Genomic DNA, 25,343 nt, shown 5'->3' with positions numbered 1-25,343 from the left:
TGGTCAGGCCCGGGACGCGTCGGGACCGGCGGCGCGGGCGGGCCAGCTTTCGGTGGGGATGACCGGCAGATCGTCGATCCGGCCGACGCCGGGTGCCAGATGCAGCCTGCCGCCATCGACGCGGATATGGCGCCAGTCCACAGCGTGCAGCGTCTCTCCGGTTCCGCTGACTCCGCTGCAACTGAGCACCGCATAGCGGATCCGCCCGCTGCCGCATTCGATCACTGCGTCGATGCACTGGCCGACGGGCTCGCCAGCACGGTCGCGCACCGGGGTTTCGATCAGCCAGGATGCCGGCATCAGGTCCTCGCCGGGGTCGATGCGGCTGGCCGCCCAGGCGCTGCGGCCGCCGCGTTCGAGCCGCGTGCGCCGCCCCAGCCAGCGCCAGACCCCGAACAGATTGACCGCGGTCAGGAACAGATTCTGCCAGACGAGGTTCATCTGCCCGGTCAGCAGGCCATAGCCGGTCCAGCCGACCGAGCCGATGGCAAAGACGGCAAAGCCCCAGCCCGTCACTCTCGGGCCCAGGCTGGCCGCCGTCATCACGGCGGCGATGGTTGTTGCAATGGGGGCGGCCCAGCCCAGACTGTCCTGCATCACGCAGGAACGCGGTCGTCGCAGGCGCGTTCCGGGGGCGGGCATGTTCACCCGCCGTGCCATTGTGTGACATTTTTAACGCAGGATGCTGCGACACATTATTCCAGCGCAGCGTGCGTTGACAGCAAGGTTATGACCTGATCCAAATGCAATAAATCACAGCGCCCGCCAAAAGGGCGCGTCCAGTCTGGGGAGGATGAAGAATGAAATCTGCGCGTTTTCTTGTGTCGTCTGCGGTTGCTGCTCTGTTTGCGACATCGCCCGTGCTTGCTCAGTCGGCCGCCGCGCCGCAGGATAACGCTACGGAAACGCAGGAACAGGAGAATGTTGCCGATATCATCGTGACGGCTGCCGGCCGCGCCCAGGTGGTGCAGGACGTGCCGATCGCCGTCAGCGTGCTGGGCGGTGAGCTGATCACCCGCGGCAACATCGTCGATGTGCGCGGCATCCAGCAGATCGCGCCGTCGCTGCAGACCACCACCGGCCAGTCGGCGGCGACCGGTACCGTGCTGCGCATCCGCGGCGTCGGCACGGCGGGCGACAATCCGGGTTTCGAGCCGGCGGTCGGCGTGTTCATCGACGGCGTGTTCCGCGCGCGTTCGGGCATCGCGCTTGCCGAACTGCCGCAGCTCGACCGCGTCGAGGTGCTGCGCGGGCCGCAGGGCACGCTGTTCGGCCGCAACACCTCGGCCGGCGCGCTCAACATCGTCACCGCCGGGCCGGCGTTCAACCTGGGCGGCTATGCCGAGGTCAGCTACGGCAATTATGACGAGCTGGAGCTGCGCGGCGGCATCACCGGCCCGGTGTCGGACACGCTCGCGCTGCGCCTCGACGGCGTCTATCACGTCCGCGACGGCACGATCCGCGACGTGAACAGCGACCGGTGGATCAACAATCTCGACCGCTATCTGCTGCGCGGCCAGGCGCTGTTCGAAAATGACGATGTCCGTTTCCGCCTGATCGCCGATTATGCGAAGACCGACGAACAATGCTGCGGCGCGGTCAACACCAACTCGTTCCTGCAAGGTCAGCCGGTGGCGCTGGGCGGGCCGGGCAACCCGGCGTTCGGCGCGGCCTTCGCCGCTGCCACCGCGATCCAGCAGGTCGCAGCCGCCGGTGGCCGCACCGGCATCGTCACCCCCTATCGCCCGAGCGAGCGGCGGATGGCGATCTCGCCCAACCGCGACTATCTGGAAGCGGTCAAGGAATGGGGCGTGTCGGGGCAGCTGGATTACACGCTGTCGGATTCGCTCAACCTGACCTCGATCACCGCCTATCGCGACTGGCAGGTGCGCCGGAACCAGGACGTCGATTTCTCGGGCGTCGACCGCGCCTATCGCGAGGGCTATCGCAACCGGTTCAAGAACTTCACCCAGGAACTGCGCCTGCAGGGCCAGGCGTTTGACGACAAGCTCGACTGGCTGGTCGGCGGCTTCTACCTCAATGAAACGCTGACGCTGCGCGACACGGTCCGCTTCGGCACCGAATCGAGCCAGTATGTCGATGGCTTCATCAGCAACCTCACCCGCTCGGCCACGCTGCCCACTGGCTTCCAGGTGTTCGGCACCCGCGCGGGCACGCCGCTCGTCGGTCAGGTGCTGCTGGCGTCGAACCCGGCGCTGGCCGGGGCTGCGGCGGCCGCCGGCCCGGCGGTGCTCGGCACCTTCCTGTCGCCTTTCCCCGGCACGCCCAATGGCGGCGGCCAGCAGGCCGATAACTACCGGGTCAAGACCAACGCGATCGCGCTGTTCACCCACAACATCCTCAGCATCACCGACGATCTGAAGCTGACCCTCGGCCTGCGCTACAATCGCGAGACGAAGAAGATCCGCGCCGATCTGAACTCGACGGTGCCGGCGTGCGGCTTCCTGCAGAACCCCAATGCCACGCTGCTGCGCGCCGGGCTTGCCGGCCTGCCGAGCGGGCTGGGCAGCGCGATCATCAACCTTGCCTGCAACCCGACGGTGAACTCGGAGTTCAACGGCATCTACAACGGCCGCCGCACCGATGAGGAGTTCACCGGCACGGCCAAGCTGTCCTATGAGATCAGCGACGCGGTGACGCTCTATGGCGGCTATGACCGCGGCTTCAAATCGGGCGGGTTCAACCTTGACCGCGGCACGTTCGACACCCGGCTGCTCGGCGGCAATGGCGCGCAGATCGAGGATCTGTCGTTCCGGCCGGAGACGGTCGACTCCTATGAAATCGGCCTCAAGACCAATTTCTCGAGCGCCTTCACCTTCAACGCGACGGTGTTCACGGCCGATTTCAAGAACTTCCAGGATCTGACCTTCATCGGCAACAACTTCCGCGTCACCTCGGTCGCCAAGCTGCGGTCGCGCGGGGTGGAGCTGGAATCGATCATCCGGCCGTATCGCGACCTGACGTTCAACCTCGGCTATTCCTACACCGACTCCCAATATATCGACGACCGCCTGAACGCGATCCCGGAACTGGCGGCGGGCAACCGCGCCCAGACCACCAACACCCCGCGCGACGTGGTGACGGTGGCGATGAACTGGACGCCGCAGCTGTCGGATTCGGTGGGGCTGAGCGTCTATACCGACATGCGCTATTCGGGCGAGACGCGCACGATCAACGTGCTCGGTTCGGAGCCGTTCACCGGCAATCCGGGCGTCGCCATCGTCAACGCCCGTGTCGGCCTGACCTTCCTGGAGCGCAAGCTGCTGGTCGAAGCCTATGTCGAGAATCTGTTCGACACCTATTTCAACGTGACCGCCTTCCCGATCCCGGAGCAGAGCAGCAACTTCGCCGTCTATCCGAACCTGCCGCGCTTCTACGGTGTGCGGGCGCGTTACACCTTCTGATTGCCGTGCGGCCGGGCCATTATGTCCCGGCCCGCAGATTTCGTTTCGGCCCCGCCCGGTATTTGCCGGCGGGGCCATTGTTTTTGCGGCGCGCACCCCCAACATGACAACCTATGATAGACGAGCTGCTGATGGACGACCTGATCGAAACCCCGGGCAAGCTGCCGGTGCCGCGCAAGGTCGCCGAGGCGATCCGCACCCTCATCGAATGGGCCGGCGACGACCCCGAGCGCGAGGGGCTGCGCGACACGCCGCTGCGCGTGGCGCGCGCGTGGAAGGAATATTGCCAGGGCTATGACGAGGATCCCGCCGTCCACCTGACCCGCACCTTCGAGGAGGTGGGCGGGTATGACGAGCTGGTGCTGCTCAAGGACATTCCGTTCCAGTCGCACTGCGAACATCATATGGCGCCGATCATCGGCAAGGCGCATATCGCCTATCTGCCGCGCCACCGCGTGGTGGGCATCTCCAAGCTCGCCCGCGTGCTGCACGGCTTTGCCCGGCGGCTGCAGGTGCAGGAACGCCTGACCGCCGAAGTCGCCGACTGCATCTGGACGCATCTCCAGCCGCTCGGCGTCGCCGTGGTGATCGAGGCAAGCCACAGCTGCATGACCGCGCGCGGCGTGCGCACCCCCGGCGTGGCGATGACCACCAGCCGGGTGATGGGCGTGTTCCGCGACGACGAACGCAGCCGCAAGGAAGTGCTGGCGCTGATGGGCTGCTAGGGCATTTTCAAGCTGGGTCGCCTCACCCGGCGACCCGGAAAATGCGCGAAACCAAACGTCCCGCGCGCGGGGCAGGGAGGCGTCATCAGCGCTCTCCGCTCCCCGAACAGATGCTTCCGCCCAAAAAAAACCGCCGCCCGGACGCTCCGGGCGGCGGTTTTTTTGTGTGCCGGTCGACGGCCCCGGGCGGGATCAGCCCTGGGCGTCGTCCTCGGCCGCCGGCGCGTCCGCGGCAATGGTGCCCGGCTCGGCATTCGGGTCGAACGCTTCGGTGAAGCCCGATTCGTCCTTTTCGAACATCTCGGCCATCACATCGACGCCCTTGGCCTGCAGCTCGGCTTCTTCCGGCGAGCGGGCGACGTTCACGGTGATCGTGACCGCCACTTCCGGGTGCAGCGCAACCTTGACCGTGTTGATGCCGATCGCCTTGATCGGCTTGTCGAGCACGATCTGGTTCTTCGCGATCTTGACGTCGGCGGCGGCCAGCGCCTCGACGATGTCGCGCACCGAAACCGAACCATAAAGCTGGCCGGTGTTCGACGCCTGACGGATCAGCGTGACCGACTTGCCGTCGACGGTGCCAGCGTCCTTCTCGGCGGTGGCGCGGCGGGCCGCGTTGTCAGCCTCGATCTGGGCGCGGTTGGCTTCGAAGACCTTGCGGTTGGCTTCGTTGGCGCGCAGCGCCTTCTTGCGCGGCAGCAGATAGTTGCGCGCAAAGCCCGGCTTCACCGACACGACATCGCCGATGCCGCCCAGCTTCTCGACGCGTTCGAGCAGAATAACGTCCATGGGGGCGGCTCCTTACTTCACGATATAGGGCAGGAGGCCGAGATGGCGGGCGCGCTTGATCGCCTGGGCGAGTTCGCGCTGCTTCTTGGCCGACACCGCGGTGATGCGGCTGGGAACGATCTTGCCGCGCTCAGAGACGAAGCCCTGGAGCAGACGGACATCCTTATAGTCGATGCGCGGCGCGTCCTTCGCGGAGAAGGGGCAGCTCTTGCGGCGACGGAAAAACGGGCGTGCCATGATTCTTGTCTCCCTCAGGCGTCTTCGCGCTCATCGCGGCGGCGACGGCTGTCGCGCTCGCTCTTGCGCATCATCACCGACGGGCCATTCTCATGGGCGTCGACGCGGACCGTCATGTAACGGATGACGTCTTCGTTGATCGCCGTCTGGCGCTCCAGCTCGGCAACCGCGCCGGCCGGCGCTTCGATGTCGAGCAGCACATAATGCGCCTTGCGGTTCTTCTGGATGCGATAGGCGAGGTTGCGCAGGCCCCAGGTCTCGGTCTTCACGACCTTGCCCTGCTGCTCCTCGATGATCTTGGTGGCGGCTTCCGCCAGCGCATCGACCTGGGCCTGGGCCAGATCCTGACGCGCGAGAAACACATGCTCGTAAAGCGGCATGGTCCGATGTCCTCACTGTTGGCCGATCGCTGACGCCGCCCCATGCGGACGCCCCTCCGGCTGTCGTCTGTCACAAATCAATGCTTTCGCAGCGGCGGGCGGATCGCCCGGTGCCGCGAAGCCGTCGCCCATGGCCGAAACCGCGCCAAAAGGCAAGGCGCATCGCAGCCCGGTCGGGCGGTTGCGGCCGCGCCGCCCTTGTGCAAAGCGCACCGGCCTGCGGAGGAACAGATCATGATGCGAGCTTTCATTTTTCCCGGCCAGGGGAGCCAGGCCGTCGGCATGGGCCGCGACCTGGCGGCGGCAAGTGCGGTCGCGCGCGAGGTGTTTCAGGAGGTCGACGACGCGCTCGGCCAGCATCTTTTCCGGCTGATGTGCGACGGCCCGGCCGATGCGCTGACGCTTACCGAAAATGCCCAGCCGGCGATCATGGCCAATGCGGTGGCGACGTTCCGCGTGCTTGAGCGCGAGGGCGGGATCAGCCTTGCAGACAAGGCGGCGTTCGTCGCCGGCCATTCGCTGGGCGAATATAGCGCGCTGTGCGCGGCGGGGGCGATCGATCTGGCGACCACCGCCCGGCTGCTCAAGCTGCGCGGTCAGGCGATGCAGGCGGCTGTGCCGGTGGGCGAGGGCGCGATGGCGGCGATCGTGAAGCTCGATTACGACGCTGTCGCCGAAATCGCCGCCGCCGCCGCCGAGGGTGAGGTGTGCGCGGTCGCCAATGACAATGCCCCCGGCCAGGTCGTCGTCTCCGGCCACAAGGCGGCGGTCGCGCGGGCGGGCGAGGGCGCCAAGGCGCGCGGCGGCCGGGCGCTGCCGCTGCCGGTGTCGGCCCCGTTCCACTGCCCGCTGATGCAGCCGGCCGCCGATGCGATGGCCGAGGCGCTGGCGGCGGTGGCGCTGCGTGCGCCGCTGGTGCCGGTCTATGCCAATGTCACCGCCGCGCCGGTCGCCGACCCGGCGGAAATCCGCACGCTGCTGGTGCAGCAGGTGACGGGCGCGGTGCGCTGGCGCGAAAGCGTGCTTGCCATGGCGGATGCCGGGGTGGCGCAGTTTGTCGAGTTTGGCGGGCAGGTGCTCGGCCCGATGGTCAAGCGCATCGCCCCCGATGCCGGGGCGACGAGCATCGTCACCATGGCCGATATCGAGGCGCTGGTCCGCGATCTGTGATGAAAACCGGTCCCGCCGCGCCGGTGCGCGACGGGACCATGCGGCCGGCGGCATTTCGCCGGTCAGGGAGGTTCAAATGTTCGATCTTTCGGGAATGACCGCGCTGGTGACCGGCGCATCGGGCGGGATCGGTTCGGCGATTGCCGCCGCGCTCGCCGGGCAGGGCGCGCGGGTGGCGCTGTCGGGCACCCGCGCCGAGGCGCTGGAGCAGGTGGCGGCGGGGCTGGCGCATGATCCGGTCGTGCTGCCCTGCAATCTCGGCGATGCGGCGGCGGTCGACGCACTCGTCCCGCGCGCTGTCGAGGCACTGGGCGGGCGGCTCGACATTCTGGTCAACAATGCCGGGGTGACGCGCGACAATCTGCTGATGCGGATGAAGGACGAGGAATGGGATCAGGTGATCCGCATCAACCTCGAAGCCGCGTTCCGCCTGTGCCGCGCCGCCGCCAAGCCGATGATGAAGGCGCGGTTCGGGCGCATCGTGTCGATCACCTCGGTCGTCGGCGCGACCGGCAATCCTGGCCAGGCAAATTATGCGGCGTCCAAGGGCGGGCTGACCGCGATGACCAAGGCGATGGCGCAGGAACTGGCCAGCCGGGGCGTGACCGTCAACTGCGTCGCGCCGGGCTTCATCACCTCGCCGATGACCGATGTGCTGCCCGATGCGCAGAAAGAGGCGCTGACCGGCCGCATCCCGGCGGGCCGGTGCCGCCCCTGCGCCGGGAGGCGCAGAAAAAAAACCGCGCCGTCAGGCGCGCAACAAACCACCAAGCATCGGAAAAAGGGTGACGGGACCACCATGGGCCGTTTGCCGGATTATCCTCTGACGCCCAAACGTCAGGTGGGGACCGTGTAGGTCGGACCTGGATCCGCCCAGGGACAGCCCCCGAGGATGTCTAATCGGCTCAGGGATAGTCTCAAAGGCGCGCACCGGGCAGTACCCGTCACCCTCAATCTAGGGCGTGGCGGCGCGATCCTCAAGATGCGCCGGCGCGGCTTTAGCCCCGCTCGCCGCCGTCGATCTGGTCGGCGATCTTTTCCATCCGCGCAGCGAGCTGCTCGATGGCCGCAGCAATTCCGGGATCAGGCGCCGTGTCGGGATGGTGCGCGATGGGTGACGCTCCGCCCCCGTCCCGCATCGCCTTGTCGCGCGCCGTGCGCAGATCGACCAGTTCGTCGGCGAGCAGCAGCGCGGCGAGCAGCAGCTGGCGCACCTCGTTGACGCCGCCGACCGCCGCGCGGGCCTGTGCCGCCTTGTCGTCGACCAGCCGTGCCAGCCGGCGCAGCTGGTCCTCCTCGCCGTCGCGGCAGGTGACGTCGTAGCGCCGCCCGCCAATCTCGATCGTTACGTCGGCCATATTTCCCCCTGGCGCACGTCCCTTAACGGCAGGTCAGCCCCGCCCGATCAGCCGGTCGAGCGCGGCGACCGCATCCTCGGTGCGCGCGCGCAGCTGCTGATGGGCTGCGCGCAGCGCCGTCAGTTCGGCATCATGCTGGTTCGGGCGATCGTCTGGCCGTTCCTGCCGCTCGGCATCCGCCGCTTCGGCGGCCAGGGCGCGCGCGGCCGCGGCCTCGAGCCGGGCGAGCGCCCGGTCCAGCCGTCCGATTGCAATGAAGGTCCGTTCGTCCGTCACAGGCCTGTCCGTCACAAAAGCGTCACTAGCATGTCGGGCGGGCCGCGCAAGCGACCGGCCCGCGCGCGGCGCGTCGACGTCAGCCGAGTTGACTTCGCCCAAGGCGAGGCCGCAAAGGGCGCGCAAATCCAGCGCGACTCGCGCGTCCCATAGTTCCGGAACCCGACATGACCGTAACGCACGACCAGCTCGCCAATGCCATCCGTGCTCTGGCGATGGACGCGGTGGAGGCGGCGAACAGCGGCCATCCGGGGATGCCGATGGGCATGGCCGATGTCGCGACCGTGCTGTTCACCCGCTATCTGCGCTTCGATCCCAAGGCACCGGACTGGGCCGATCGCGACCGCTTCGTGCTGTCGGCCGGCCATGGCTCGATGCTCATCTATGCGCTGCTGCACCTGACCGGTTATCAGCGGCCGACGATGGACGATATCCGCCGGTTCCGTCAGCTGCACAGCCCGTGCGCCGGCCATCCGGAGAATTTCGAGCTGCCGGGCGTCGAGACGACCACCGGTCCGCTTGGTCAGGGGCTGGCGACCGCGGTCGGCATGGCGATGGCCGAGCGCCATCTGAACGCGGTCTATGGCGACCGGCTGGTCGATCACCGCACCTGGGTGATCGCCGGCGATGGCTGCCTGATGGAAGGGATCAACCATGAGGCGGTGGGGCTGGCCGGGCATCTGGGCCTTGGCCGGCTGATCGTGCTGTGGGACGACAACCGCATCACCATCGACGGCGCGACCGACCTGTCGACCAGCGAGGATGTCGCGGCCCGCTACACCGCTTCCGGCTGGCATGTCGCGGCGTGTGACGGCCATGATCCGGCCGACATTGCCCGCGCGGTCGAAGAGGCGATGGCCGATCCCCGGCCGTCGCTCGTCGCCTGCCGCACGGTGATCGGCAAGGGCGCGCCCAGCAAGCAGGGCACCTCCGCCACCCATGGCAGCCCGCTTGGTGCCAATGAGGTCGCCGGGGCGAAGGCGGCGCTGGGCTGGACCGCCGCGCCGTTCGAGATCCCCGCCGACATTGCCGCCGCCTGGGCCGAGGCGGGCATGCGCGGTGCCGCGGCCCGTGCCGACTGGGAAGCGCGGCTGGCCGAAAGCGGCGATGCTGCCGGTTTCTATGCCCGCATGGCCGGGCAGGTGAGCGACGATTGGCTGAAGCCGCATGTCGCCGGGCTGCTCGCCAGCCCGCAGAAGATCGCCACCCGCAAGGCGTCCGAAATCGCGCTTGAGGCGATCAACGCCGCCCTGCCGCAGACCATCGGCGGTTCGGCCGACCTGACGGGGTCGAACAATACCCGCACCAAGGCGCTCAAGCCCTTCACCCGTGACGATTATGCTGGCCGCTATGTCTATTACGGCATCCGCGAGTTCGGCATGGCGGCGGCGATGAACGGCATGGCGCTGCATGGCGGCGTCATCCCCTATGGCGGCACCTTCCTGGTGTTTTCCGATTATTGCCGCCCGGCGATCCGCCTGTCGGCGCTGCAGCGCACCCGTGTCGTCTATGTGATGACGCACGATTCGATCGGGCTGGGCGAAGACGGGCCGACCCACCAGCCGATCGAACATCTGATGAGCCTGAGGCTGATCCCGGGGCTGGACGTCTATCGCCCGTGCGATGCGGTCGAGACCGCCGAATGCTGGGCGCTGGCGCTGGCGCGCGCCGACCGGCCGGCGCTGATCGCGCTCAGCCGCCAGAATCTGTCGCAGCTGCGCAGCGATGGCGACGACAATCGCTGTGCGCGCGGCGCCTATCGGCTGCGCGCCGCTACCGCGCCGCGCCGCGTCGTGCTGGTCGCGACCGGATCGGAGGTGGAGATCGCCGCCGCCGTTGCCGACCGGCTGGAGGCCGAAGGGATTGGCGCGGATGTGGTGTCGATGCCGTGCTGGGAGCTGTTTGCCGAGCAGCCGGCGGCATACCGCGCCGACATTCTGCCCGCCGATGCGCTCAAAGTGTCGATCGAGGCTGGCAGCACGCTCGGCTGGCAGATCCACACCGGGCAGAACGGTCTCAATATCGGCATCGACAGTTTCGGCGCATCGGCGCCGGCGGGCGACCTGTTCACCCATTTCGGGCTGACGCCCGACCATATCGTGCCGCGGGTGCGCGCGGCGCTCGGCCAGTAAGGGAGCAAGGGACATGGCTGTTAAGGTTGCGATCAACGGTTTCGGGCGCATCGGGCGTCTGGTTGCGCGGGCGATGCTGGAGCGTGGCGACAGCGCGCTCGAACTGGTGGCGATCAACGATCTGGCCGATGCCAAGTCCAATGCCTGGCTGTTCAAGCGCGATTCGGTGCACGGCAAATATCCGGGCGAGGTCGCGGCCGATGGTCAGGATCTGGTGATCGACGGCCGCCGCATCCGCGTGACGGCGGAGCGCGATCCCGCCGCGCTGCCGCACAAGGAACTGGGCATCGATCTGGTGCTTGAATGCACGGGCTTCTTCACCGACCGCGCGGCGTGCGAAAAGCATCTGGCGGCGGGCGCGGGCAAGGTGCTGATCTCCGCCCCCGGCAAGAATGTCGACCTGACCGTCGTCTACGGCGTCAATCATGACCGGCTGACCGCCGATCACCGCATCGTCTCCAACGCCTCGTGCACGACCAACTGCCTCGCGCCGGTCGCCAAGGTGCTCAACGACGCGCTGGGCATCGAACGCGGGCTGATGACCACGGTTCACGCCTATACCAACGACCAGAAGATCCTCGACCAGATCCACCCCGATCTGCGCCGTGCGCGCGCGGCGGCGATGTCGATGATCCCCACGACCACGGGCGCGGCGCGCGCGGTGGGCGAGGTGCTGCCCGAGCTGAAGGGCAAGCTCGACGGGTCGGCGATCCGCGTGCCGACGCCGGACGTGTCGCTCATCGACCTGACCTTCACCCCCGGCCGCGACACCTCGGTCGATGAAGTCAATGCGCTGCTCAAGGCGGCGGCCGACGGCGCGATGAAGGGCGTGCTCGACTATTCGGACGAGCCGCTGGTGTCGATCGACCTGCTGCACAGCCCGGCCTCGTCGACCGTCGACAGCCTGGAGACGGCGGTGATCGACGGCAAGCTGGTCCGCGTTGTCAGCTGGTATGACAATGAATGGGGCTTTTCCAACCGCATGGTCGACACCGCGACCGCGATGGCCCGCTTCTAACGGCCGGCGGGGGCGGGGCCGGACATGGGAACTGCCATGGGCGCGACGGGGGTGCTGGCCGGCATCGCGTCGCGCACCGGCCCCCGTGCTCCGATGGTCCCGGCCGAAAGCGGGCGGCTGAGCCTTGATCTGGGGCTGGTCGGCGACTGGCGCGGCGTGGTCCGCGCCGGCAAGACCCGGCGGCAGATCTCGCTGATCGAGGCCGCGGACTGGCAGGCGGCGGTGGCCGAGCTTGCCGCCCGGCCCGATGCCGATCCGGCGGCGCTCGCCGCGCTGGCCGGGGCATGGCAGCTGCGCCGCGCCAATCTGCTGGTCGAGGGGCTGGACCTGCCCCAGCGCCCCGGCGCGGTGATCCGCATCGGCCGCACCGCGCGCGTTCAGATCACCGTCGAATGCGATCCCTGCACGCGCATGGATGAAATCGCCCCCGGCCTGCAGGCCGCGCTCCGCCCCGACTGGCGCGGCGGCGCACTCGCCCGGGTGGTGGATGAAGGCGATATCCGGGTCGGCGACCCGATCATCATCGAGGAATGAACATGGCATATAAGACGCTCGACGATCTGGGCGATGTCCGCGGCCGCCGCATTCTGGTGCGCGAGGACCTGAACGCGCCGATGGCCGAGGGCCGGGTGAGCGACGATACCCGGCTGCGCGCCGCCGTGCCGACGCTGGCCGAACTGGCCGACAAGGGCGCGATCGTGCTCGTCCTCGCGCATTTCGGCCGCCCCAAGGGGCAGCCGCGCGCCGACATGTCGCTGCAGCCGATTGCGGCGCCGCTGTCCGACCTGCTTGGCCGGCAGGTGCATTTCATCCCCGATTGCGAGGGACCGATTGCCGAGGCCGGGGTGGGCATGCTGCGCGCGGGCGAGATTGCGCTTCTCGAAAACACCCGCTTCCACAAGGGCGAGGAAAGCAACGATCCCGCGTTGGTCGCGGCGATGGCGCGGCTGGGCGAGTTTTACGTGAACGACGCCTTTTCCGCCGCCCACCGCGCCCATGCCTCGACCGAGGGGCTGGCGCGCGCGCTGCCCGCCTTTGCCGGGCGGCAGATGGAGGCGGAGCTGGCGGCGCTGCAAAAGGCGCTGGGCGCGCCCGAACATCCGGTCGCGGCCGTCGTTGGCGGGGCCAAGGTGTCGACCAAGCTCGACGTGCTCAACCATCTGGTCGCCCGTGTCGATCATCTGATCATCGGCGGCGGCATGGCCAACACCTTCCTTGCCGCGCGTGGGGTGAATGTCGGCAAGTCTTTGTGCGAACATGATCTGACCGGCACGGCCGAGGCGATCCTGGCCGCTGCCGACCGGGCGGGCTGCACCGTCCACCTGCCCTATGACGTGGTGGTGGCGACCGAGTTTCGCCCCAATCCGCCGACCCGCACCGTCAATGTGCATGAGGTGGCGGCCGATGAGATGATCCTCGATATCGGCCCGGCGGCGACCGAGGCGCTGGCCGATGTGCTCAAGACCTGCCGCACGCTCGTGTGGAACGGCCCGTTGGGCGCGTTTGAAACCGCGCCGTTCGATGTCGCGACCGTGTCGCTGGCGCGCACCGCGGCGGCGCTGACCGCCGAAGGGTCGCTGGTGTCGGTCGCGGGCGGCGGCGACACCGTGGCCGCGCTCAACCAGGCGGGGGTGGCCGATCAGTTCACCTTCGTGTCGACCGCGGGCGGCGCGTTCCTTGAATGGATGGAGGGCAAGGAACTGCCGGGGGTGCGCGCGCTCGCCGGGTAACGGCCCGCCGCCTCTTGCCCGCCGCCTCTTGCCCGGCGGCCGGGCTTGCGTCAGACTTTCTGGACGGGTGCCGGTGTCGGTGCCGATGGACGTTCAGGGGGCGTGCATGGCGGACGGGCATGTTGCGATCATCACCGGGGCGTCGTCCGGGGTCGGCCTGTGGGCGGCGCGGGCGCTGGCCGAGCGGGGCTGGCAGGTCGTGATGGCCTGCCGCGATCTCGACCGCGCGGCGCGGGCGGCGGACGCGACCGGCATCGATCCGGACCGGCGGCGGCTGATGGCGCTCGATCTTGCCGATCTCGACGATGTGCGCCGCTTTGCCGCTGCGTTCGATGGGCCGGGGGCGCGGCTCGATGCACTGGTGCTCAATGCTGCCGTCTATATGCCTCGCCTCGCCGCGCCGCTGCGCTCCGCCCAGGGGTTCGAACTGAGCGTTGCGACCAATTATCTCGGCCATTTCCTGCTCGCCCGGCTGTTGCTGCCGCTGCTCGCCCGCGCGCCGGCACCGCGCCTCGTCACGCTCGGCACGGTGACGGCGAACAGTGCCGAGTTTGGGGGGCGCATCCCGATTCCCGCCCCGGCCGATCTGGGCGACCTGTCGGGGCTGGAGGCCGGGTTCCGCGATCCGGTGGCGATGATCGACGGCAAGCCGTTCCGGCCGGGCAAGGCGTATAAGGATTCCAAGCTCGCCTGCATGATCATGAACCGCGAGTTTCACCGCCGCCATCATGCCGAGACCGGGATCGTGTTTTCGACCCTCTATCCCGGCTGCGTCGCCGATACGCCGCTGTTCCGCCACGCGCCGGCGGCGTTTCGCAGCATCTTTCCCTGGTTCCAGAAGAATGTGACCGGCGGCTATGTGTCGCAGCCGCTGGCCGGGGAGCGGGTGGCCGAGGTGGTCGCCGATCCGGGCTTTGCCACTTCGGGCGTGCACTGGAGCTGGGGCAACCGCCAGGTCCCCGGCCGCGCCCCGTTCAGCCAGCCGCTGAGCGCGCGCGGGACCGACGAGGCGCGCAACCGGCGGCTGTGGGACCTGACCGAAAATCTGGTCGGGCTGGGCGCGCCGCGGCGGATCGAGATTACGGCCTGATCGGCGGCTCGGCTCCGGCCGGCGCTTCGCCCGCTGCCGGGGACAGGCCATAGGGCGCGACCAGCGCCCAGATATGGGCCGGGATCATGTGCTTCATCCGCCTCGGTTTTTCGCGGCGCAGGTGCAGCACCGTCTCGATCGCCTTCATCTCCACCCGGGCGCGGGCAAACTCCAGCCCGCGCGGGCCGATGCGCGGCATCAGCCGGGCGACGATGGGCCGCACCCAGCCCGGCATCCGCCTGAGCGGCAGGCCGCCCGCCGCGCGCGCGACATTGGCCAGGAAACCGCGCACCGCCCCGGCGCGCCGCCCGGCGCTGACCAGCGGGGACAGGGTCAGCTCGTCACCGAGCAGATCGAGAAGCGCCAGCCCGCGATCGTTGCGCGCGATCAGCCATTGTTCGCCGGTGCCGCCCATATAGCCGACGGTCAGATCGGCGAGCGCATTGGTATAGTCGACACAGGTGCGGCAGGTGAGCGGGAAGAAATCGGGCGGCAGATCGGCCAGCGGCAGCATCAGGAACGGGATTTCGCGTCGCGTGCCATCGGCAAAGCGCAGCTCGACATGATAATCGGCGCGGAACTCCAGATAGGTGATCGTCTCCGGCCGGTCGGTCAGCAGCGCCAGAAAAGCGTGGAAGCGCTCGGTGGTCGTATTGTCCGAACAGGGCGTGCCGATCACGTCGATCCGTTCAAAGCCGAGCTTGTCCTCGATCGCGCGCAGCGCATGGACCTGGCAGGGAATGCCGATCACCGCGATCCGCTTGTGCCCGGCCGCTGCCGCCGGTTCGAGCAGCGCAAGCAGCGGGGCATAGCCCATGCGCATGCCGCGCACGCGCGCCATCCCCTCGGCGCGGGTGACGATCACCGGCTGCGGCCGCCAGCTGTCGTCGGGGTCGGGGGCCATGGTCAGCACCGCATCGACCGCGCCTGTCGCCAGCAGCCTCTCGCCGATGCGCGTCGTGATCCCCGTCCATTGCGCGCCGGGCAGCGGGGCCGTCAGCCGTGCGCGCGCCATGCGGACGAACGGGCCGAAAAACAGCTCATCGGGCCGTTCGGGATCGCGCGCCCGGCCATGGACGCGGCGTTCCATCGCCGCATAATCGGGGCGGATGAACTGGCAGGCGGTGCCGCACTGGCCGGCATCGCGCAGCCGCGACACGCCGCAATCGGTGCACAGGCCGCGCGGTGCGGCCGGGCCGATGGGCGGTGCCCAGACCGGATCTGCTGGCCCCGTTGCCGTCATTCTGCGTCCCCCCGGCCCGTTATCGGGCTGTGGCCAAGGCTGCCCGATCGGCGCGGGGGCGGCAAGCCCGTGTGCCATGTGGCGCGCGGGCGTCCCGGGATGAACCGCCGGGGCTTGCGGCCGGCGTTGCCGGGGCGCGGATCGCCCGCTAACAGGCCGCCACGAAGACCATTGCCAGAAGGGGTGCGATGATGACGCCGACCGTCAAAGCGATTCTCGACAAATATGAATCCGACAATCCGGGGGTGAAGGCCAATCTGGCGCGCATCCTGATGCAGGGCCGGCTGGGCGGCACCGGCAAGCTCATCATCCTGCCGGTCGATCAGGGCTTCGAACATGGCCCGGCGCGCAGCTTTGCGGTCAACGAGCCGGCCTATGACCCCCATTATCATTTCCAGCTGGCGGTCGATGCCGGCCTGTCGGCCTATGCCGCGCCGCTCGGCATGATCGAGGCGGGGGCGGACAGCTTTGCCGGCCAGATCCCGACCATCCTCAAGGTCAACTCGGCCAATAGCTGGGCCAATGCCAAGGACCAGGCGGTGACCGCGAGCGTCGACGACGCGCTGCGCCTCGGCTGTTCGGCGATTGGCTTCACCGTCTATCCGGGTTCGGACCATTTCTTTGAACTGGCTGAGGAAATCCGCGAAATGTCGCTGGAGGCCAAGTCGGTCGGCATCGCGACCGTGATCTGGTCCTACCCGCGCGGCGGCGACATTTCCAAGGATGGCGAGCTGGCGCTCGACGTCGGGGCCTATGCCGCGCACATGGCGGCCCTGCTTGGCGCGCACATCATCAAGGTCAAGCTGCCGAGCGACCATATCGAGCAGAAGGACGCCAAAAAGGCCTATGAGGGCGGCGACTGGTCGACCCAGGCCAAGCGCGTCGCCCATGTCGTCAAGTCGTGCTTCAACGGCCGCCGCATCGTCGTCTTCTCGGGCGGCGCGGCCAAGGGGGCCGATGCCGTCTATCAGGACGCGCGCGACATTCGCGACGGCGGCGGCAATGGCTCGATCATCGGCCGCAACACCTTCCAGCGCCCGCGCGACGAAGCGCTGGCGATGCTCGACCGGCTGGTCCGCATCTATAAGGGTGAGGAATAAGCGGCGGCTAATAAGCCGGCCGGCGGGGTGGGGCGGGGACCGTCCTGCCGCATCCCGCCCCGCCAGCTTGACGCCCGGCCGGGCGGGGGCCAAGCAGCCGCGATGTCTGACGATCTGCTGCCCGCAACGCCCAATCCGGCCTTTGCCGAAATGTTCGCCCGCGACGATGCGCGCGGGCCGTGCCAGCTTTACCTGATCTCGCCGCTGGAAACCGGCGGCGATTTTCCCGACCGGCTGGCGCGCGCGCTCGCCGCGGCGCCGGTCGCGGCGTTCCAGTTCCGCGTGAAGGGAATCGACCAGCACAAGGCGGCGGCGCTCGCCGCGCCGCTGCTCGACATCTGCCGCGCGCATGACACCGCGTTCATCGTCAATGATTCGGTCGCGCTCGCCAAAAGGCTGGGCGCGGACGGCGTCCATCTGGGGCAGGGCGATGGCGATGTGCGCGAGGCGCGGGCGGCGCTCGGCCCGGCGGCGCAGATCGGCGTGACCTGCCACAACAGCCGCCATCTGGCGATGGAGGCGGGCGAGGCCGGGGCCGATTATGTCGCGTTCGGCAGCTTTTACCCGACCACGACCAAGCCGGTGTCGCACCAGGCCGATCCCGCTTTGCTCGGCTGGTGGGCGGCATTGTTCGAGCTGCCGTCGGTGGCAATCGGCGGCATCACCGCCGACAATGCCGGGCCGCTGATCGCCGCCGGGGCCGATTTCATCGCCGTGTCGGCAGGCGTCTGGGCCGCGCCGGAGGGCGAGGCCGAGGCGGTGCGGCGCCTGACCGCGCTGTTCTGACCGCGCCCGTCCGCCTGAACCGGTCCGCCTCAATCGGTCTCCCTGAATCGCTCTGGCCGTCCTGTTTCGGGCCGGGGGACCGGAGCCATGGCGCGGCGCGCGCTTGCCCGCGCGGGCGATGGCGGCTAGAGGGCGCGCCGGCTCTTTTCTCATCAGCGAGACGGTTCATGAAGATCAGCGGCGTCGACATTCGCCCCGGCAACATCATCGAGTTCGAAGGCGGCCTGTGGCGGGCGGTGAAGATCCAGCACACCCAGCCCGGCAAGGGCGGCGCCTATATGCAGGTCGAGATGAAGAACCTGATCGACGGGCGCAAGACCAACAACCGGTTCCGCTCCGACGAGCGCGTCGAGCGCGTGCGGCTCGACACCAAGGATTTCCAGTTCCTCTTCCGTGACGGCGACCAGCTGACCTTCATGGACAAGGAAACTTACGACCAGATCACCCTGTCGACCGACATGCTGGGCGACGAGGTGGCGTTCCTGCAGGACGGGATGGACGTGATCCTGGAACTGCACGAGGAAAAGCCGATTTCGGTGCAGCTGCCCGACACGATCGAGGCGACCATCGTCGAGGCCGATGCCGTGGTGAAGGGGCAGACCGCCTCGTCCAGCTACAAGCCGGCAGTGCTCGACAATGGCGTGCGCGTGATGGTGCCGCCGCATATCGCCAGCGGCACGCGCATCGTCGTCGACGTCTATGCGCGCGAATATGTGAAGCGGGCGGACTGATCCGCCCCGTTTCCCTGTGACCCGATGGCCCGGCGCGCGTGCGCCGGGCGGAGATTGATGCAATGCCTTCCCATTCCGGCCTGCTGACTGTCATGGAACGCGCCGCCCGCAAGGCGGGGCCGCGCCTGCGCCGCGACTTCAACGAGGTCCAGCACCTTCAGGTGTCGCGCAAAGGCCCGGCCGATTTTGTGTCGATGGCCGACAAGCGCGCCGAGCAGACCCTGGTCGAGGAACTGCGCAAGGCGCGGCCCGACTGGGGCTTTCTGCTTGAGGAAGGCGGCATCATCGAGGGCGATCCGGCGAAGCCGCGCTGGATCATCGATCCGCTCGACGGCACGTCCAACTTTCTGCACGGCATTCCGCATTTCGCGATTTCCATCGCGGTCGAGGAGCCGTCGGGCGAGGTGACGACCGGCCTGATCTATCAGCCGCTGACCGATGAAAGCTTCTGGGCCGAAAAGGGGCGGGGGGCGTGGCTGCAGGATCAGCGGCTGCGCGTGTCGTCGCGCCGCAACCTCGATGAGGCGCTGGTCGCCACCGGCATCCCGTTCAAGGGCCATGGCGACATGGCGCAATGGGCGCGGATCTTCGGGCTGGTCGCGCCCGAAGTGGCGGGCATTCGCCGCCTCGGCTCGGCGGCGCTCGACCTCGCCTGGGTCGCGGCGGGCCGGTATGACGGCTTCTGGGAATCGGGGCTGAATGACTGGGACGTCGCCGCCGGCATCTTGCTGGTGCGTGAAGCCGGCGGGTTCGTGACCGATTTTCGCGGCGGGGACCGGCCGCGCGAGCGGCGCGAGGTGCTGGCCGCGAATGACGCGCTTCAGTCCAAGCTGCACAAGCTGGTTGCCACCGCGCTGCGCTGAGCGCCGCCGGCCGCGCCGGGTTCAGTCGCCCGGCGTCCACACATAATCGCCGCCGCCTGCCGTGCCGCCTTCGGTCGCACGCGCATCGGGCGCGATGGTCAGGTGCAGCCGCCCGGCCTTGATCGCATAGGCGCGCACCCGGTCGAGATCGGCGGCCAGCCGGTCGAGATTGCCCGGCAGGCAGCCGCGCATCGTTGCCGCGATGGGACCGATGGTGATCGACCCTTTCGCCGCCCGGCCGTTCTTTGCCGCCCAGCGCCCGGTGCCGCGATTGCATGACAGCCGCGCGGTCAGCCGTCCGCCCTCCTGAAAGCCGAGCTGGTAGACTTCGCTCTCGGCCGGACGGATCGGCGCGCCGCCGCCGGCGGGCCGATATTCGGTGAGCGTCCAGACCGGCCCGACCAGCGATGGCTGGCGGGCAGAGGCCGGGGGGCGGGGGCTGCCCCACGCCCCCGTCGCGCCACAGGCGGACAGCAGCAAGGCAATCAGAACCGGTCGGCGCATCCTCATCCTCCCTCAAGCCGCATGCGCCCGGCGATGGCCGGGCGGGCGGCGCTCAATCGTCCTTGCCCGCCACGAACGCCTGAAACCGCGCCATCAGCCGCGTCCACAGATCCAGATCGTTGCGGAACAGCGCGCCGCCGATCGATGCCTGTTCGAGGTTGATGTCATATTCGATGTTCACCTCGCCCTTGTCGTCCAGATAGGCGCGGCCGAACCGGTGGGTGCGGTTCCACTGGTTGATCCGCTCAAGGCTGATCTTGTCGGTCCAGCCGGCATAGAATTGGATCTCGCCGCAGCCGGTGCCGTTCTCGCAGCCATAGAAGAAGATCGAGAAGCGCGCGCCGCCCGAGGCGCTGTGGATCAGCGGATCGCCGGCCGAATCCTTGGTCAGTTCGGCCTTGTAGCCCGCATCCTGCAGCGCCTTGGCGACCGATTGCGGCGTGGCCGAGACCGGGGCCGTCGCCTGCGCGCCCGCGCGGCTGTTGACCGGCCCGGGAACCGTGATGGCCAGAGCGAGCGCCAGGCCGGCTATAATGGGTTGCATGAGGCTGTTCTCCCTGTTTGCGCCGGGCCTGATCCTAAGCGCCGATCATCGTTTCCAACAGCCTTTTCAATCGATGCCGTCGCCTGTGCGGCCGGGTTTTTTCCGGAGCCGGGAAATGGTTGCGTCGGCCGCGCGAGCGGCCTAGATGGCCGCCCAAGTCCGCCGGGTGTGCCGGTTCGGGTGGCTTGTGATTGGAGTTGAACATGGCGTCCGTCGCCGCCGGCTATCTGCCGATCCTGCTGTTCCTCGCCGTGGCGCTGATCCTGTCCTGCGCCTTTGTGTTCCTGCCGATGGCCGTGTCGCGGCTGACCGGCGCGCACAAGCCCTATCCCGAAAAGCTCAGCGAATATGAATGCGGCTTTCCCGCGTTCGAGGACAGCCGCAGCCAGTTCGACGTGCGTTTCTATCTGGTCGCGATCCTGTTCATCATCTTCGACCTCGAAGCTGCGTTCCTGTTTCCCTGGGCGGTGTCGCTGATGGGCACCGGCTGGGCGGCATGGGCCGCGATGATGATTTTCCTGGGCGAGCTGGTGCTCGGCTATGTCTATGCCTGGAAGAAGGGAGCCCTAGAATGGGAGTGACGCTCAGCCCCGCCGGACAGGCGGTGCCGCCCGCAGGGACGGCCCCCGATCAGGCGTTCTTCAATGATCTGAACAGCGAGCTGACCGACAAGGGCTTTCTCGTCACCTCGACCGAGGAGCTGTTCCAGTGGGCGCGCACCGGCTCATTGTGGTGGATGACGTTCGGCCTGGCGTGCTGCGCGGTCGAGATGATCCACGTCAACATGCCGCGCTATGACCTTGAGCGGTTCGGCGTCGCCCCGCGCGCCAGCCCGCGCCAGTCGGACGTGATGATCGTCGCCGGCACGCTGTGCAACAAGATGGCCCCGGCGCTGCGCCGCGTTTACGACCAGATGTCGGAGCCGCGCTACGTCATCTCGATGGGCAGCTGCGCCAATGGCGGCGGCTATTATCATTACAGCTATTCGGTGGTGCGTGGCTGCGACCGCATCGTGCCGGTCGACATCTATGTCCCCGGCTGCCCGCCGACCGCCGAAGCGCTGCTTTACGGGATCATGCAGCTGCAGCGGAAGATCCGCCGCGAAGGGACGATCGAGCGGTGACGATGCTTTCCCCCGCCCCGCGACAGGCGAGCAATGACGGCGTGATCGCGGCGATCGCGCCGGTGCTGGGCGACCGGCTGGTGGACGCTGTCGAGCATGTGTTCGAAGTGACGCTGACCGTGCGCTGCGATGCCGTGGTCGAGGTGCTGCGCACGCTGCGCGACGATTTCGGCTATCAGCAGCTGATGGAGATTGCGGGTGTCGACTATCCCGACCGGGCCGAGCGGTTCGAGGTCGTCTATCATCTGCTCTCGCTGACCAAAAACCACCGCATCCGGGTGAAGCTGTCGACCGACGAGGCGACGCCGGTGCCGTCGGTGACCGATCTGTGGCCGGTCGCCGGCTGGCTGGAGCGCGAGGTTTACGACATGTACGGGGTGCTGTTCGACGGCAATCCCGATCTGCGGCGCATCCTGACCGATTATGGCTTTCGCGGCCATCCGCTGCGCAAGGATTTCCCGCTGACCGGCTATGTCGAGATGCGCTATTCCGAAGAGCATAAGCGCGTGATCTACGAACCGGTGCGGCTGACGCAGGATTTCCGCGCGTTCGATTTCACCAGCCCCTGGGAAGGGGCCGATTATGTGCTGCCGGGCGATGAAAAGGCCGGCGGCCATCAGCCGGCGGCGCAGGGTGCGCCGACGCCGCTGACCGCCGATCAGATTGCCCGTGCCGGCACGATCAATGTGTCGGGCGGCGCGGCGGCGGACCGGCCGCAGGGCAAGAATGGCGATCAGCCGGAGGGCAAGAATGGCTGAGGCGATCAGCGATCTCCAGACGTCGGACGCGGCCGCTGCGCCCGCCGGCGATGTCGAGATCCAGAATTACACGATCAATTTCGGGCCGCAGCATCCGGCCGCGCACGGCGTGCTCCGTCTGGTGCTCGAACTGGACGGCGAGATTGTCGAGCGGGTCGATCCGCATGTCGGGCTGCTGCACCGGGGCACCGAAAAGCTGATCGAGACGCGCACCTATTTGCAGTCGGTGCCCTATTTCGACCGGCTCGATTACGCATCGCCGATGGCGCAGGAATATTCCTATGTGCTGGCGATCGAAAAGCTGCTCAACGTCGAAGTGCCGCTGCGCGCGCAATATCTGCGCGTGTTCTGGGCTGAGCTGACGCGCATCAAGAACCATCTGCTCAACCTGGGCAGCCATGTCATGGACGTGGGCGCGATGACGCCCAATCTGTGGCTGTTCGAGCTGCGCGAAGACTGCATGAACTTTTACGAGCGGGTGTCGGGCGCGCGGATGCACGCCGCCTATTTCCGCCCCGGCGGCGTCCATCAGGACGCGCCGGTCAAGCTGCTCGCCGACATTGCCGACTGGCTCGACACGCGGCTGCCGCGCCTGTTCGAGGACGCGATGAGTCTGGTGGTCGACAACCGCATCTTCAAGCAGCGCAATGTCGACATCGCGACCGTCAGCAAGGACGATGCGGTGCGCTGGGGCTTTTCGGGGCCGATGATCCGCGGGTCGGGCATCCCTTGGGATCTGCGCAAGTCGCAGCCCTATGACGTGTATGACCGGATGCAGTTCGACGTGCCGGTCGGCACGCGCGGCGACTGTTACGACCGGTTCATGGTGCGCGTCGAGGAAGTGCGCCAGTCGGCGCGGATCATGAAGCAGTGCCTGTCGGAAATGCCCGAGGGGCCGGTGCTCAGCCTCGACCGCAAGGTCGCGCCGCCCAAGCGCGGCGAGATGAAGCGGTCGATGGAAGCGCTGATCCATCACTTCAAGCTCTACACCGAAGGCTTTCACGTCCCGGCCGGCGAGGTCTATGTCGCGACCGAAAGCCCCAAGGGCGAGCTGGGCGTCTATCTGGTGTCCGATGGCACCAACAAGCCGTGGCGGTGCAAGATCCGGCCGACCGCGTTCAGCCATCTTCAGGCGATGGACATGATGTGCAAGGGCCACATGCTGGCCGACGTCACCGCCATTCTGGGGGCCATCGATATCGTGTTCGGGGAGTGTGATCGGTAATGGCGGGTGCAGTGCAGATCCCCGACGAGGCCGAAGTCCGCGCGCGCTGGGGCGCGTTCGCCTGGACGGCCGATAATGAAGTAAAGGCGCGCGAGATCATCGCCCGCTATCCGGCCGGGCGGCAGCATTCGGCGGTGATGCCGCTGCTCGATCTTGCCCAGCGTCAGGTGGGCGCGGAAACGCAGACCCAGGGCTGGCTGCCGGTGCCGGTGATCGAATATGTCGCCGCGCAGATCGAGATGCCGTTCATCCGCGCCTATGAGGTCGCGACCTTCTACACCATGTACAATCTGGCCCCGGTCGGCCGCTATCATGTGCAGGTGTGCGGGACGACGCCGTGCATGCTGCGCGGCTCCGACGATGTGATGGCGGCGTGCAAGTCCAAGGGGCTGGCCAAGGGGCAGACGACGCCCGACGGGCTGTTCACCCTGACCGAGGTCGAGTGCATGGGCAATTGCGCGTCCGCGCCGATGGTCCAGATCAACGACGACAATTACGAGGATCTGGATTTCGACCGCACGGTCGCCATCCTCGATGCATTGGCGCGCGGCGAAACGCCCAAGACCGGCACGCAGGAGCCGGGGCGGCACACGGTCGAGCCGCTGGGCGGGCCGACGACGCTGACCGCGATGGTCGGCGCCAATCATGATTATCGCGGAGAGTGGCAGTGACCCGCGCGGCCACGGCCGGCGCACCGGTCATCGGCATCATCTTTCTGGCGCTGGCGATCCTCAAGTTCCTGAACGGGGACGGCTGGGTGGTCTGGGCGCTGCTGGCGTTTTTGTTCGGCGGTTTCGGGGTGTTCGGCCTCGGCCGGTCGGGAGGGGACAAGTCGTGAGCCTTGCTGACAAGGACCGGATCTTCACCAATCTCTACGGCTATCAGTCGTGGCGGATCGACGCCGCGATGCAGCGCGGCGACTGGGACAATACCAAGGCGCTGATGGCGCGCGGGCAAGACCAGATCATCGAGGATGTGAAGGCCTCTGGCCTGCGCGGGCGCGGCGGCGCGGGCTTCCCCACCGGCATGAAGTGGAGCTTCATGCCCAAGGAGCCGAAACCCGGCAAACCGAGCTTTCTGGTCATCAACGCCGATGAGTCGGAGCCGGGCAGCTGCAAGGACCGTGAGATCATCCGCCACGACCCGCACAAGCTGGTCGAAGGGGCGCTGATCGCCGGCTATGCGATGCGCGCGCGCGCGGCCTATATCTACATTCGCGGCGAATATATCCGCGAGGCGGAGACGCTGTTCGCCGCCGTGGCCGAGGCCTATGACAAGGGCTTTCTGGGCAAGAATGCCTGCGGCTCGGGCTATGATTTCGACGTGTTCGTCCATCGCGGTGCGGGCGCGTATATCTGCGGCGAAGAAACCGCGATGATCGAAAGCCTGGAAGGCAAGAAGGGCCAGCCGCGCCTGAAGCCGCCCTTCCCGGCTGGGGCGGGCCTGTATGGCTGCCCGACCACCGTCAACAATGTCGAATCGATCGCGGTGGTGCCGACGATCCTGCGGCGTGGCCCGTCCTGGTTCGCCAGCATTGGCCGGCCCAAGAACGAAGGCACCAAGCTGTTCCAGATCTCCGGCCATGTGAACAAGCCGTGCGTGGTCGAGGAAGCGATGTCGATCCCGTTCCGCGAGCTGATCGAGCGGCATTGCGGCGGCATCCGGGGCGGCTGGGACAATCTGCTGGCGGTGATTCCGGGCGGGTCGTCGGTGCCGGTCGTGCCGGCCGCGCAGATCATGGACTGCCCGATGGATTTCGATGCGCTCAAGGAGCTGAAATCGGGTCTCGGCACTGCCGCGATCATCGTCATGGACAAGTCCACCGACATTGTCCGCGCGATCAGCCGGCTCAGCTATTTCTACAAGCATGAAAGCTGCGGCCAGTGCACGCCGTGCCGCGAAGGCACCGGCTGGATGTGGCGGATGATGGAGCGGCTGCGCACCGGCGATGCCGAGATCGGCGAGATCGACATGCTCGAAGAGGTGACGCGCCAGGTCGAAGGGCACACCATCTGCGCTCTGGGCGATGCCGCTGCCTGGCCGATCCAGGGCCTGATCCGGCATTTCCGGCCGGAGATCGAACGCCGCATCACCGAGCGCCGTGCCGGCGCGCTGCCGATTGCGGCGGAATGAGGA

General features: G+C 67.8%; 28 protein-coding genes, 1 other RNA gene and 1 pseudogene. 20 read left to right on the top strand and 10 right to left on the bottom strand.

Annotated elements, in window-relative coordinates; genetic code table 11:
• Window positions 1-3: 3 nt before the first annotated feature.
• Complete coding sequence (locus OPU66_RS03210; RefSeq protein ID WP_498552163.1) at window positions 4-543, bottom strand: PRC-barrel domain-containing protein; 540 nt, start codon at window positions 541-543, stop codon at window positions 4-6.
• Window positions 544-800: 257 nt separating this feature from the next.
• Here OPU66_RS03210 and OPU66_RS03205 point away from each other — a divergent pair, with 257 nt between their 5' ends.
• Both OPU66_RS03205 and folE read left to right on the top strand, forming a co-directional pair.
• The gene (locus OPU66_RS03205) at window positions 801-3,425 is read left to right on the top strand and encodes a TonB-dependent receptor (RefSeq protein ID WP_498552162.1); all 2,625 of its coding nucleotides are present in this window, start codon (window positions 801-803) and stop codon (window positions 3,423-3,425) included.
• Between the two features lie 113 nt (window positions 3,426-3,538).
• The gene (gene folE / locus OPU66_RS03200; protein WP_498552161.1) at window positions 3,539-4,150 is read left to right on the top strand and encodes a GTP cyclohydrolase I FolE; all 612 of its coding nucleotides are present in this window, start codon (window positions 3,539-3,541) and stop codon (window positions 4,148-4,150) included.
• A gap of 192 nt (window positions 4,151-4,342) precedes the next feature.
• Here the strand turns inward: folE and rplI are convergent, their stop codons facing one another.
• The 3 genes from rplI to rpsF are packed head-to-tail and all read right to left on the bottom strand — an operon-like array spanning window position 4,343 to window position 5,556.
• Entirely contained in the window at window positions 4,343-4,939 is a 597-nt protein-coding gene (gene rplI / locus OPU66_RS03195; RefSeq protein WP_498552160.1) for a 50S ribosomal protein L9, read from the bottom strand.
• 12 nt (window positions 4,940-4,951) lie between these two features.
• Entirely contained in the window at window positions 4,952-5,176 is a 225-nt protein-coding gene (rpsR, locus tag OPU66_RS03190; protein ID WP_046347832.1) for a 30S ribosomal protein S18, read from the bottom strand.
• Window positions 5,177-5,190: 14 nt separating this feature from the next.
• Complete coding sequence (rpsF, locus tag OPU66_RS03185; protein WP_160592538.1) at window positions 5,191-5,556, bottom strand: 30S ribosomal protein S6; 366 nt, start codon at window positions 5,554-5,556, stop codon at window positions 5,191-5,193.
• Between the two features lie 237 nt (window positions 5,557-5,793).
• Between rpsF and fabD the strand changes: the two genes are divergently transcribed.
• Together fabD and OPU66_RS03175 are read left to right on the top strand one after the other, a co-directional pair.
• A complete protein-coding gene (gene fabD / locus OPU66_RS03180; RefSeq protein ID WP_498552225.1) occupies window positions 5,794-6,726 on the top strand; it encodes an ACP S-malonyltransferase in 933 nt (310 codons plus the stop codon).
• A gap of 76 nt (window positions 6,727-6,802) precedes the next feature.
• Window positions 6,803-7,432 (top strand): annotated as a pseudogene (locus OPU66_RS03175) (SDR family NAD(P)-dependent oxidoreductase); the annotation flags it as partial.
• Between the two features lie 81 nt (window positions 7,433-7,513).
• Here OPU66_RS03175 and ssrS read toward each other — a convergent pair.
• The 3 genes from ssrS to OPU66_RS03160 all read right to left on the bottom strand — a co-directional run bounded on the left by ssrS (window position 7,514) and on the right by OPU66_RS03160 (window position 8,375).
• Window positions 7,514-7,670: non-coding RNA, 6S RNA (ssrS, locus tag OPU66_RS03170), on the bottom strand.
• Between the two features lie 54 nt (window positions 7,671-7,724).
• A complete protein-coding gene (locus tag OPU66_RS03165; protein WP_498552159.1) occupies window positions 7,725-8,084 on the bottom strand; it encodes a cell division protein ZapA in 360 nt (119 codons plus the stop codon).
• 33 nt (window positions 8,085-8,117) lie between these two features.
• Entirely contained in the window at window positions 8,118-8,375 is a 258-nt protein-coding gene (locus OPU66_RS03160) for a hypothetical protein (protein WP_498552158.1), read from the bottom strand.
• Window positions 8,376-8,527: 152 nt separating this feature from the next.
• Between OPU66_RS03160 and tkt the strand changes: the two genes are divergently transcribed.
• The 5 genes from tkt (at window position 8,528) to OPU66_RS03135 (ending at window position 14,330) form a co-directional block, all read left to right on the top strand.
• Window positions 8,528-10,492 (top strand): transketolase, encoded by a 1,965-nt coding sequence (gene tkt, locus OPU66_RS03155; RefSeq protein WP_498552157.1) that lies wholly within the window; start codon window positions 8,528-8,530, stop codon window positions 10,490-10,492.
• 13 nt (window positions 10,493-10,505) lie between these two features.
• Window positions 10,506-11,510, top strand: coding sequence for a type I glyceraldehyde-3-phosphate dehydrogenase (gene gap, locus OPU66_RS03150; RefSeq protein WP_498552156.1), 1,005 nt, complete (start codon window positions 10,506-10,508; stop codon window positions 11,508-11,510).
• A 24-nt stretch (window positions 11,511-11,534) separates the two neighbouring features.
• Window positions 11,535-12,044: an MOSC domain-containing protein gene (locus OPU66_RS03145; RefSeq protein WP_498552155.1), complete on the top strand. Its 510-nt coding sequence runs from the start codon at window positions 11,535-11,537 to the stop codon at window positions 12,042-12,044.
• Window positions 12,045-12,046: 2 nt separating this feature from the next.
• Complete coding sequence (locus OPU66_RS03140) at window positions 12,047-13,240, top strand: phosphoglycerate kinase (protein ID WP_498552154.1); 1,194 nt, start codon at window positions 12,047-12,049, stop codon at window positions 13,238-13,240.
• Window positions 13,241-13,307: 67 nt separating this feature from the next.
• A complete protein-coding gene (locus OPU66_RS03135; RefSeq protein WP_498552153.1) occupies window positions 13,308-14,330 on the top strand; it encodes a protochlorophyllide reductase in 1,023 nt (340 codons plus the stop codon).
• Here the strand turns inward: OPU66_RS03135 and OPU66_RS03130 are convergent.
• Window positions 14,320-15,573: a Coenzyme F420 hydrogenase/dehydrogenase, beta subunit C-terminal domain gene (locus OPU66_RS03130; protein WP_498552152.1), complete on the bottom strand. Its 1,254-nt coding sequence runs from the start codon at window positions 15,571-15,573 to the stop codon at window positions 14,320-14,322. The genes OPU66_RS03135 and OPU66_RS03130 overlap by 11 nt on opposite strands.
• A gap of 191 nt (window positions 15,574-15,764) precedes the next feature.
• Between OPU66_RS03130 and OPU66_RS03125 the strand changes: the two genes are divergently transcribed.
• From OPU66_RS03125 to OPU66_RS03110, 4 genes are all read left to right on the top strand, one after another.
• Complete coding sequence (locus tag OPU66_RS03125; protein ID WP_498552224.1) at window positions 15,765-16,673, top strand: class I fructose-bisphosphate aldolase; 909 nt, start codon at window positions 15,765-15,767, stop codon at window positions 16,671-16,673.
• Window positions 16,674-16,775: 102 nt separating this feature from the next.
• Window positions 16,776-17,459, top strand: a complete 684-nt coding sequence (gene thiE / locus OPU66_RS03120) for a thiamine phosphate synthase (RefSeq protein WP_498552151.1) — start codon at window positions 16,776-16,778, stop codon at window positions 17,457-17,459.
• A gap of 167 nt (window positions 17,460-17,626) precedes the next feature.
• Entirely contained in the window at window positions 17,627-18,190 is a 564-nt protein-coding gene (gene efp, locus OPU66_RS03115) for an elongation factor P (RefSeq protein ID WP_498552150.1), read from the top strand.
• Between the two features lie 62 nt (window positions 18,191-18,252).
• Window positions 18,253-19,053, top strand: a complete 801-nt coding sequence (locus OPU66_RS03110) for an inositol monophosphatase family protein (protein ID WP_498552149.1) — start codon at window positions 18,253-18,255, stop codon at window positions 19,051-19,053.
• A gap of 21 nt (window positions 19,054-19,074) precedes the next feature.
• On the opposite strand, the gene OPU66_RS03105 is transcribed toward OPU66_RS03110, so the two are convergent.
• Window positions 19,075-19,557, bottom strand: coding sequence for an META domain-containing protein (locus OPU66_RS03105; protein WP_498552148.1), 483 nt, complete (start codon window positions 19,555-19,557; stop codon window positions 19,075-19,077).
• Window positions 19,558-19,609: 52 nt separating this feature from the next.
• On the bottom strand, window positions 19,610-20,101 hold the full coding sequence (locus OPU66_RS03100) for a YbjN domain-containing protein (protein ID WP_498552147.1): 492 nt from the start codon (window positions 20,099-20,101) through the stop codon (window positions 19,610-19,612).
• A 203-nt stretch (window positions 20,102-20,304) separates the two neighbouring features.
• On the opposite strand from OPU66_RS03100, the gene ndhC reads away from it, so the two are divergent.
• The 7 genes from ndhC to nuoF are packed head-to-tail and all read left to right on the top strand — an operon-like array spanning window position 20,305 to window position 25,340.
• Window positions 20,305-20,682 (top strand): NADH-quinone oxidoreductase subunit A, encoded by a 378-nt coding sequence (ndhC, locus tag OPU66_RS03095; RefSeq protein WP_498552146.1) that lies wholly within the window; start codon window positions 20,305-20,307, stop codon window positions 20,680-20,682.
• The gene (locus OPU66_RS03090) at window positions 20,673-21,224 is read left to right on the top strand and encodes a NuoB/complex I 20 kDa subunit family protein (RefSeq protein WP_160592553.1); all 552 of its coding nucleotides are present in this window, start codon (window positions 20,673-20,675) and stop codon (window positions 21,222-21,224) included. The genes ndhC and OPU66_RS03090 overlap by 10 nt, the downstream gene beginning before the upstream one ends.
• 2 nt (window positions 21,225-21,226) lie before the next feature.
• The gene (locus OPU66_RS03085) at window positions 21,227-21,982 is read left to right on the top strand and encodes an NADH-quinone oxidoreductase subunit C (RefSeq protein ID WP_498552223.1); all 756 of its coding nucleotides are present in this window, start codon (window positions 21,227-21,229) and stop codon (window positions 21,980-21,982) included.
• Window positions 21,975-23,207: an NADH-quinone oxidoreductase subunit D gene (locus tag OPU66_RS03080; RefSeq protein WP_498552145.1), complete on the top strand. Its 1,233-nt coding sequence runs from the start codon at window positions 21,975-21,977 to the stop codon at window positions 23,205-23,207. The genes OPU66_RS03085 and OPU66_RS03080 overlap by 8 nt, the downstream gene beginning before the upstream one ends.
• A complete protein-coding gene (locus tag OPU66_RS03075; protein ID WP_498552144.1) occupies window positions 23,207-23,878 on the top strand; it encodes a complex I 24 kDa subunit family protein in 672 nt (223 codons plus the stop codon). Before OPU66_RS03080 ends, OPU66_RS03075 begins: the two co-directional genes overlap by 1 nt.
• Complete coding sequence (locus OPU66_RS03070; RefSeq protein ID WP_498552143.1) at window positions 23,875-24,045, top strand: hypothetical protein; 171 nt, start codon at window positions 23,875-23,877, stop codon at window positions 24,043-24,045. The genes OPU66_RS03075 and OPU66_RS03070 overlap by 4 nt, the downstream gene beginning before the upstream one ends.
• Window positions 24,042-25,340, top strand: coding sequence for an NADH-quinone oxidoreductase subunit NuoF (nuoF, locus tag OPU66_RS03065; protein ID WP_498552142.1), 1,299 nt, complete (start codon window positions 24,042-24,044; stop codon window positions 25,338-25,340). Before OPU66_RS03070 ends, nuoF begins: the two co-directional genes overlap by 4 nt.
• Window positions 25,341-25,343: the final 3 nt, after the last annotated feature.

It is taken from the genome of Sphingomonas sp. URJC2 (assembly GCF_059803575.1).
This window is presented reverse-complemented; position numbering and strand designations above follow the sequence as displayed.